Origin of the sequence: Bradyrhizobium sp. 35, from assembly GCF_023073215.1 — a bacterium.
GTDB lineage: Bacteria > Pseudomonadota > Alphaproteobacteria > Rhizobiales > Xanthobacteraceae > Bradyrhizobium > Bradyrhizobium canariense_D.
Window position 1 is genome coordinate 50,445 of the sequence record NZ_JADPJC010000048.1, and the last position, 9,762, is coordinate 60,206.

4 protein-coding genes are annotated in these 9,762 nt (G+C 57.9%); 3 read left to right on the top strand and 1 reads right to left on the bottom strand.

What is annotated here, in order from left to right; all coding sequences use genetic code 11:
* Positions 1 to 354: 354 nt before the first annotated feature.
* A complete protein-coding gene (locus IVB36_RS08095) occupies positions 355 to 999 on the top strand; it encodes an FMN-binding negative transcriptional regulator (protein WP_247391147.1) in 645 nt (214 codons plus the stop codon).
* A gap of 741 nt (positions 1,000 to 1,740) precedes the next feature.
* Here the strand turns inward: IVB36_RS08095 and IVB36_RS08100 are convergent.
* Positions 1,741 to 7,308, bottom strand: coding sequence for an AAA family ATPase (locus IVB36_RS08100; protein WP_247391149.1), 5,568 nt, complete (start codon positions 7,306 to 7,308; stop codon positions 1,741 to 1,743).
* A gap of 1,048 nt (positions 7,309 to 8,356) precedes the next feature.
* Between IVB36_RS08100 and IVB36_RS08105 the strand changes: the two genes are divergently transcribed.
* Positions 8,357 to 8,986, top strand: coding sequence for a response regulator transcription factor (locus tag IVB36_RS08105; protein WP_051112989.1), 630 nt, complete (start codon positions 8,357 to 8,359; stop codon positions 8,984 to 8,986).
* A gap of 49 nt (positions 8,987 to 9,035) precedes the next feature.
* On the top strand, positions 9,036 to 9,467 hold the full coding sequence (locus tag IVB36_RS08110; RefSeq protein ID WP_247391157.1) for a response regulator: 432 nt from the start codon (positions 9,036 to 9,038) through the stop codon (positions 9,465 to 9,467).
* The last annotated feature ends 295 nt before the right edge of the window (positions 9,468 to 9,762 follow it).

Genomic DNA, 9,762 nt, shown 5'->3' on the forward strand with positions numbered 1-9,762 from the left:
AACCTGCGACTTGCGGCGCGGCGAGCTGATGCGGCAGGGCTCAGCCGCAATTCTGGCGTCCCACTCATAGCCCTAAGGTGAAGCTGCTCATGTGCTGCAGTCATTGGCACGAAGAGCCGAATTCGTCTGCAGGCGGCGCGTGGAAGGCAACGGCTGGCCAGCGTGCAAACGCACCCTCCGATCTGCACCTGCACCTTTGACGCATCATAGGCTTACTGGCCCAAGGGCCTAGCGCGCGCGGAGGAACGAAAATACCCACCAAAACTGATCGTTTCGGTGATCCGACACGAGGCGTACCCCAGTCCGAATCATGAGTCGCCCGGCTTTCCGTCGGGCTGCCGGGGAGCTTCGTCGATGTACACGCCGCCCTCCTTCCAAGTTGTCGATATCACCGACGTTCATCGGACGATGCGCGAGGCACGCACGGCGACACTGATCACCGCTACTCACGGAGGGCTTGTTGGAACGATGCTGCCCGTAGTACTCGACGAGCGCGAAGGCTCCATGGGCACGATTTACGCCCACGTGGCGCGTGCGAACCCGCAGTGGAAGCTGACACCGGCTGGCGAGGCGATGGCCATTTTCGCTGGGCCGGAGGCCTATGTCAGCCCTTCCTGGTACGTGACCAAGCACGAGAGAGGCGAGGCCGTACCGACGTGGAACTATGTCGCTGTGCATGCCTACGGGCCGATCGAATTCTTCGATGATGCCGATCGGCTGCGAAGGGTGGTCACGCGGCTGACCGATGTGCATGAGCGCTCGGGCAAAGACCGCTGGGCGGTGTCTGACGCCCGTGCCGATTTCATCAAAACGGAGCTGAAGGGGATTGTCGGCCTGCGATTGCAAATTACACGGTTCGATGGCACGCGGAAGATGAGCCAGAACCGCAACGCGGCGGATCGCGCCGGCGTCATCGAGGGGTTATCAAAGAGCGACCGTGACGAAGACCGTCGTGTGGCTCACCTCATTGCGATGACGAACCCGAACGACGTATTGTGAACGACGCGGTACCACCTGCATTTCTCCATATCTCGACTGCTCTCCTTCTGCACAGCGATGCGCCGGCAGCGGACGGTTCCTGCTCGCGGCAGGTGCTTTTCACAGAGCAGAGAAAACCATACAGGACGCCATCGCTTGCGCGTCAGCTATTGCAACCGCCAACAGCGGCGCGCGGCCCCGAGGCCAACTCCGGAGAAGAAGAGCGGTACACCGGTTGCAATCCGAGGTGCGCTTCGGGGCGCATGACAGAATGCTCTGCATTGAGATCGGATTCAAGTGGGCTGCCCCGGCTCCACGGTTATCAAAGCAAGCGGTTTCGAAACCAGTTTAGTACGGAATGTTGCGATGGGCCGAACTGATCACCCACACTGAAGATCTGCACTGCCACAGGCGACGGTTGCATGCATTAAGTTAAATCATGTCGCCCTCCCGACTCAAACAAAAGATGCTTTGGAGGGCGATTGCCGTCATTCTCTCGAACACTGCGTGTGCAGCTTTCGTCTGATTCCGCTTGACGCCCTGCAAGCCTCTGAGACTTGCAGGAAGCCCTCAAAGCGTCTTGAATCCGACGTTAGGGTCAGATTGCAGATCTTCTGACAATTCGCGACAATCTGCGCACGCTCCAACACTCCCCGATGGGCAGTAAGAAACGCGAATGTCTCAAATCCTCGAGGTCTCGCCGTTGCTTCTGTCACGATGATCGGGGCTCCCGGAGCGCCCTGCTCGATGTCGAATTCGAGCCTAAGACGTTGAAGAGACCTGTTCCGACCGATCCACGCCCTCCGGCGCAACCGGCATGCTGAACTGAAAGACGGCCCCGCGAGGATCATTGGCGCCCGTCCACATCCGGCCTCCGTGCGCCTCAATAATAGAATGGCAAATGGCCAGCCCCATGCCCATGCCTTCGGACTTGGTGGTGTAAAACGCATCGAACACGCGGTCAGCGCAGTTCGGATCGAGCCCTGGACCCGTATCCCGAAAAGTGACCACTACGTTATTCGAGTCATCTGTCCGCGCACTGATCAGTAACTCGCGATCACTTTCGTTGATCTCGCTCATGGCCTCGATGGCGTTCGTGATCAAATTGAGAATCACCTGCCGCACCTGGACGCGATCTGCCCGGACGAGCGGCAACGCCTCAGTCCGTCGCGTTTGCACCCATACATCATTTTTCGCAAGTTCCGCGCGAACTAGGCCCAGCACCTCTAAAATCAATTCGTCAATTGCGAGAAGCTCCGTTTGCATAGGAGCCTTATTCATAAGAGCGCGGATCCGGCGGATCACGTTCCCTGCTCGCATACTGTCACGGACAATCAACCCGAAGGTCTGCCGAACTTCTTCCAGATTTGGGGGTTGAGCACCGAGCCAATTTAGCCCCGCCCCCGCATTACTCCGGATCGCGGCAATCGGCTGGTTGACCTCATGGGCGATTGAGGCGGCCAGCTGTCCCATTGTCGTGATCCGATTGGCGTGTGCCAGCCCCATCAGAGTCTCGCGATACCGTCGTTCGCTTTCACGGGCTTCCGCTTCCGCTCTCTTTCGCTCTGTCAGGTCGAGGACGAAGCCAACACCTTGGTCGTCTCGCGCATCGAATACGGCGAGGCCAACTAGCACCGGCACGCGGCTGCCATCCTTGCGGACATACTCTTTCTCGAACTGCTGAACCGCTCCGGTCCTTTTTGCTTCTGTTCGCGCATTCAGTGTACGCTCGTGCCATTCTGGCGGTGTCAGGTCGAGACCGTTCACTCGCCCCGCGACGAGATCCTCTCGGTCGTATCCAACCATCGTGAGAAAGCTTTGATTTGCTTCGATGATCTCGCCTCCTTCGCGAATGATGAATATTCCAATGATGTTAGCGTCAAGTAAGCGCCGGATTTTCGACTCCCGTTGCTGAACTTCGCTGTACAAGCGGCTGTTTTCCAGCGCTGTTGCAGCTTGGGACGCAAGCATTTTCAGCACCGAGTTGCGGCCAGCCGAGAATATGCGCGCGGCGAGATTATTCTCCAGATAAAGTACGCCGATCAGCTTGCCCTGCGTGATCAGTGGCAGGCAAAGAATAGAACGCGCTTTGCGCTCGCGGATATACGGATCTTCCGCAAATGAAGGCTCGGCGACAGCATCTTCGAGAATGACGTTTTCGCGGACACGCAGGACGAAATGCAGCACGGACTCGGGAAGAGCCATCGGCGTTACGGGCTGTTCATTCACCTTTACAAGCAGCGCATCCGCTACCGTTGTGGCTTCCGCCTCGATCCGTGGCTCGCCTCCATGTAGCAGAATCAACAAACCTCGTTCGGCGCCGGCCTGCTCAATGGCAGTCCGCATAAGCGTGTCGATTAGCTTTTGAAGAACAATCTCGCCGGAAATCGCCTGCGACACTTTTGTTACCGTCGCGAGATCAAGATGCTCAACCGGAGCTCCGATCCTCAGGCCATTCACGGCAGGAGCGGTCTCCTCATGGCTGAGGTGGGGATTCTGCTCGTCGAGCTGACGCACTTTGCCATCTGCCCCCCAACGAAGGTAGCCGCGCCGGGCGTCCTGCAGGTAAACCCGGGATATTCTGTCAAAACCACGCGCAGCATAAAAGCGCGCTGCAAGCTCGCAAGCGATTGCCTCGTGGTGGGCGAAACCGTTACGTGCTGCGGTCTGGATTGCGTGTTCATACAGTCGCATTGCGTGTGCATCCCGGTATTCGAGCCTTGCAATTTCAGCGCCGACCAGGGCAGTCCGATTCTCAAAATTTTCGGGGCAATTCGTCGCCCATATCTGCAGCTGTCTGTAATGGGCATCAATGATAAGCCAATGTTGCTGTTGTTCGCTTTCGCCTAGCTTGTCGCAGTAACATGAGTGAGACAGCGCACCAAAGAAGTGAAACTCCGCGATCAAGGGCTCTGTCGGCATAGTCCATAATTTGGGCTCCGCCTTGGAGCGAGCATCAACAGCCGCAGCATAATCGCCGGCTAGAAATCGCGCCTGAAGTTTGCGGATCCAGTAGACGGTTTCACTAGGTGACAGCTCCAGACTCCGAGCCAACGATCGCTCGACCTCTAGCTCGTCAAACTGTTGGTCATCCAAGCAACCGAATGAGCGCGTGAGGCCGCGCATGCTTCTAATGATTGCGAGCTGAGCGGCTACGGTATCAGCAGCAAACTGAACCTTTCTATCCCGTATCGTAGCAAAGCTTTTCTCGATCTCGTTCTGCACCTCTTTCAGGGGATCTCCGGCCATCATCATATTTGAGGTTAGATGAAGCAAGCTGTACGCCTCATAGATGACATCGCCGCTGCTGACCGCAGCTGCGAGCGCTCGCCGAATCAAAACTCGGCCACCTCTTAGGGGCTTCGTCCACGGGATCACGTTGCACCCGAAGGCCAAATAGACGGGAGCCCGAAAGCGGGAGAACTCACCGCGATCAACCAGGTCGCAAGCAAGACGACCAAATTTGTCAGCTGCTTGGTAGTCGCCGAAGCGCCCGGCCAAGATTCGGCCTAGCCATGCGTAATGGGCGCAAGAAGCATCAGTGTTGCCGTATTCGAGGCTGATGGTGACAGCTCTGCAGATGACCAAAGCGGATAAATTGGCGTCCGTGAAACCTGCGGGCGGAAGAATGCGCGTCAAGACGGCAAGCGTGGCAAGCATGGTCTGATCTGTCATTGCAGGCAACCTAGAAAGATCCTCGATTGCCTCGGGCAGCTGTGACCACATCCGCTGATATTCGGTTAATGTTTCCTGGTCCGTCGGATGCTGCGACCACTCGATCCCGACGTCGTGAAGATATTCGAGCCCTGTGAGCACTGCCCGCCCGTGCTGGCCGAGCGCCAAGTAAAGATCGACCCGCAAGCATGCGACCGTTGCTCGCTGGGGCGCGTTCAAGGCGCGCTTCGACAGTACCGACAGGAGGCTCTCTGCAATGTCCAGCTGGCCTACCAAGAATTCGCATTCAGCCCGGCTTGTCTCCAGTGCAAACGCGAGTTCGTGGCGCCTTCCCCAAGAGTGCTCCGCGAGCAGCGCAGCACCGACGGTGAAATATGTGAGTGCCGAGGCGTAGGCAGCCGACGCCCTGGCACGCTGCCCTGCGACGAAATTCAGCTCTGCGAGCTGCTCACGCTCATGACCGGAGGCAATTAGCGCGACGCCTCGATTGAGTTGGCTGACGATGTCGAAGATAGCCTCTTCGCGTTTGTGCGCAGGAACGTGTGCCGCCAGCAACCGACCGATCCGCAGATGGGCAGGAGCGCGCGAGGATTCCGGCACCAGGAAGTAGGCCGCCTCTTGAACGCGATCATGGAGGAAGCGGTAGGCTGTTCCGTGGAGCGCGATGAGTTCCTGCCGGATCGCCGGCCACAGGGTCGCATGCACCTTCTCCTGCGAAATTTCGAGCACGATCGCAAGCTCCGCCGACCCGGCGATGTTGCCGAAACAGGCCAGCTGTTGCAGCGCGTCCTGCGTTGCCTCAGGCAGGCGGATGAGCTTGCCGAGCATCAGATCCACGACATTCTTGGTGTACGCTTTTGCGTGAATACGCTCGAGATCCCACCGCCAGCGGGCCGACTCGTGATCGAACGTCAATAGCTGCTCTTCGGCCAGTTCAGAAAGGAATTGAATGGCGAAGAACGGATTACCCATCGTCTTCTGATGCACCAACTTTGCAAGCGGGGCAGCGCGTTTTAGTCCGCAGCGAAGGGTATCCGCGACTAACTGCGCGACATCGTCTGCAGCGAGCGGCGAGAGCGTGATTTCCTCGAAATTTACGTCGGCTCTCCTGAAGGAGTCGAGCTTGCGTTTGAGTGGATGGCCTGCATCAAGTTCGTTGCTGCGGTAAGCTCCAATCAGCAGCAGGTGCAGATCCGACTGCGTCAGGAGATCCTCGATCAAGTCGAGCGTTGCGGCATCATGCCACTGCAAATCGTCGAGGAAGAGCACCAAAGGATGGGTTTGCCGCGCGAACACGCCAATGAAGCGGCGAAGCACCAGCTGGAAACGCATTTGCGCTTGCCGGGCTGGAAGCTCAGCAACTGCGGGCTGCTCGCCAATGATCAGGCTCAGATCGGGGATCAATTCGACCATCAGTCGTCCATTCGTGCCGAGCGCCTCCAGGAGCGCTTGCCGCCAGGTGGCGAGTTCGCCCTCACTTTTGCTGAGAAGAGGACGGACAAGACTCTGAAACGTCTGCACTAGCGTCACATAAGGAACGTCGCGCTTCAGTTGGTCGAATTTGCCTGATACCAACTGCCCGCGCGAGGGCACCAGTGCTTTGTGTAGCTCCTGGACGAGCGAAGACTTACCGACACCGGAATAACCGGCGACGAGCACCAACTTCGGCGCGCCGCTCTTCACCGCGCGATCGAAAGAGGCAAGCAAAACCTCGATCTGAAGGGCTCTGCCATAGAGCTTCTCGGGGATGAGCAGCCGATCAGGTGTGTCGTCTGTGCCGAGCTCAAACGGGTCGATGCGACCGTGGTTGGCCCATGCTGCGAGACAGTGTTGCAGATCGTGCTCAAGGCCAGAGGCAGTCTGGTAGCGTTCCTCGGCGGTTTTCGCGAGGAGTTTCATCACAATCTGAGATATCGGCTCCGGAAGGGTTTGCGACTTCTCGACGGGCGGTGTTGCTTTTCTTGCAATATGACAATGGATCCACTCCGAGGGATCTGAGCCCGTGAACGGCAGCGCGCCCGTCAGCATCTGGTAGAATGTCACGCCAAGTGAATAGAGATCACTGCGACAATCGACCGAGCGATTCATTCGTCCGGTCTGTTCGGGCGCCATGTAGGGCAGCGAGCCGGCGATGAACTCGGCAGGCTCAGGCGGCACGCGCTCGCGGGACAGACGGGAAGCCAGACCAAACCCAGTGAGTCGCACCTGTTCGTCAGGACAATTGACCAGAATGTGAGCGGGTTTCAGCTCCTTGTGGACCAAGCCGTGCCGGTGAAGCTTGCCCACGGCCCTCGCGATACCAACAGCGAGGCGTAGGAAGCGCTTGGGCTCCATACGGATCCCGAGTAAATTTAGCAGTGGCTCGCCGCATGGATCCTCCAGGACCAGCATAGTCCGACCGGCTTCCCGGATGAGTTCCAACGGCCGCACCGCCCATCCCTCGTCTAGCTCCTCCCTCAGCCCGTACTCATGGGCGAGGCGGTCGAGCGTCGCTGGGTGTTCCGCGATGGGCCGCACGACAAGCACGACAGCCCTGCTGCCGTGGATTTGCCGGTGCCACCCACGGCAGAACGCGCGATCACCGTCCTCCCACAGGAGCTGGATGTCACTGTCGATACTTGAGCCGAACAGAGTTCGGCTGAGGTCCCGCGGCATTTGCCCGCCCGATCAATAAGGACTGAGCCGGAAGCTGACACATATCGGGCGAGCTTGTGAAGAGACTTCGCAAAGGGGCCGGAGTACCGATTAAGGCCGCCAAAGAGTGGACGGCGGCACGCCGAGACGAGCGAGCATCTTGCTTCTCCTCGGGTCTTAGAACGGAAGCAGCGATCCGGGCCCTGCTGCACGTCGGGCAGTGCGCCATGGTCGGGTAACGGGCCACGAGCCCACTCCATCGAATACACATGCGTTCGTGGCGTTGCTTCCTTCACGAGGCTCGCACCCCAACATGAGGCGGCGTAATCATTCGAGCATCTTTCCTACAAACATGACGGAAAGGACTTGAATCGCACCTTGCGTCAGGTTGTACGAAGTCGGTGCGAGGTGCTTTCCTCACACAGAGCAACTCACAGGCGCTCTGACGACGGAAAAGAAGAGTTCATGTTGCTGATGCCGCTGCTACTCGCTCTGATGTCTATTCTCCTTAGTATGGGTGCGATAGTCTACTCCGCTTGCCGATCTCAACGCCGGCGGGATCGGCGCATGCACAGGCACAATCGGGCCGATTCGCTCAGCTCGCGCCCCCGCGTGCAACTACCAAGGCGACGGGCATTCTGATCCTTCAGCCGCATAATGAGCCGTCCGCTGCAGTCTCACTCGCGAAGGCCAGGCGACACGCGCCGCCGCTAAAGCGAGCGCCTCAAGTTCTGGATTCGGTGCTGCTCGATCGGCTGCTGATCGTTTGATGGCCCCTTGGGAGCCAATCCAACGCGACGGCGGACAGACTCCAAAGGCAGTTCTCGACCAGTCGAGCGGTTTTTGCTACACTTTCCTGTCTGCGTCACGCTGGCGCGAATGGCTGGCCGGTCACATACCTTGAAAATTTCAAAGATTTGCACTGCGCGGAAGTCCTCAAAAGCCTTATGCGCTCAATCGAAGGTCGTAGTGAGGCAATAAGTCTACTGTAAATCGTACAAGTGAGGCTCTTATCGTGACCAAGCGCTCTGAACCCCGGAAGGAAGCCCCAAATGTCGTCGGGCCTGAGGTGAGGCCGAGCGTCTTCGTCGTCGACGATGACCTCTCAATGCGCGAATCGCTGGTCAACCTATTTCGTTCGATCGGTCTAGATGTCGTTGCTTACGGATCCGCACGGGAAATGCTCCAGAGCGAGCTCCCTGATGTTCCTAGCTGCCTTGTGCTTGACATCAGGCTGCCGGGATTGAGCGGCCTTGAGCTCCAGAATGAGTTAGCCAAACAGAAGATTCACATTCCCATCATTTTCATCACCGCTCATGGCGATATTCCGATGACCGTCAAAGCCATGAAGAGTGGAGCAATCGATTTTCTCAGCAAGCCGTTTCGCGATCAGGAACTACTCGATGGCGTAGTCGCAGCGATCGAACAGGATCGGAAGAGACGAGGTGTAGACAAGGTGGTCAGCAGGCTCCAGTCCTTGTTTGAGGCCCTAAGTCCACGAGAGCAGGATGTGTTGAAACTGGTCGCCGCCGGGCTATTGAACAAACAGGTAGCCGCGGAACTCGGGCTCGCCGAGATTACAGTCAAAATCTATCGCGGCCACGTGATGAAGAAGATGGGAGCTCGATCGCTAGCCGATTTGATCAGGATGGCTGAGAGGCTGGGAATTGGGACTGAGCGTTTCACGGTACAAACCTAAGTATGATTTTACAATTTCGTCTTACACGCGCACCCTTCTGCTGGCCGTCATGCGTCGGCCAGCGCCTTCGCCCAACCAAGAACAGGTCGTCTTGTCTAGGTATTCAACTGTTTCCGTTATTGACGACGATCCTGCGATTCGTGCCGCACTGAACAACCTTTTGAAATCGCAGGGCCACATCGTTCATACGTTTGCATCGGCTGAGGAATTCTTGCGGTCGTCTCAATTGAACCACACGTCCTGTGTCATTGCAGACGTGCAGATGCCCATGATGAGCGGTTTTGAACTTTTGGAAAAGATGCGAGCCCAGGGCCACGCTGCACCGTTCATCTTGATGACTGCCTTCGCAGATGATCGCACGCGAGCCCGCGCGTTGAGCGCGGGCGTAGCCGGTTTTTTTGCCAAGCCGTTTGCTGACCTGGAGTTGAGCGCCTGCCTCGATGCTGCGCTTCGCGAGCATCGAGGTGGAACGAACGCGTGAAAGATGGGGAAGCAGTCTGGACCAAGCGCACTCGCGCGGCGCTTACGATGTCGATCAATGCGCGAGTGCCCGTGCTTACCGCGTGCCAGTGGACCATCGCCTTTCTTGCGGCATTCCTGTCGTTGTTGTTGCACTTTCGGCATCTGGTTGAAGCACTTGCAACGTCGGGCTCCTGACAAGGCGCCTTTGGTATGATTGCGGATTCCGACGAAGCCGGCCATGCATTCCAATTCGAAGCCGGCCGGGTATTCCGATCGGAAGCCGGCCACCCGTGGCGTCGTTCGCATGGGTCAAT

What these genes read in the sequence shown, in the direction of transcription:
- IVB36_RS08095 (WP_247391147.1), top strand. Translation starts at nt 355, where the DNA reads ATGTACACGCCGCCCTCCTTCCAAGTTGTCGATATCACCGACGTTCAT.
- IVB36_RS08100 (WP_247391149.1), bottom strand. Translation starts at nt 7,308, where the DNA reads ATGCCGCGGGACCTCAGCCGAACTCTGTTCGGCTCAAGTATCGACAGT.
- IVB36_RS08110 (WP_247391157.1), top strand. Translation starts at nt 9,036, where the DNA reads ATGCGTCGGCCAGCGCCTTCGCCCAACCAAGAACAGGTCGTCTTGTCT.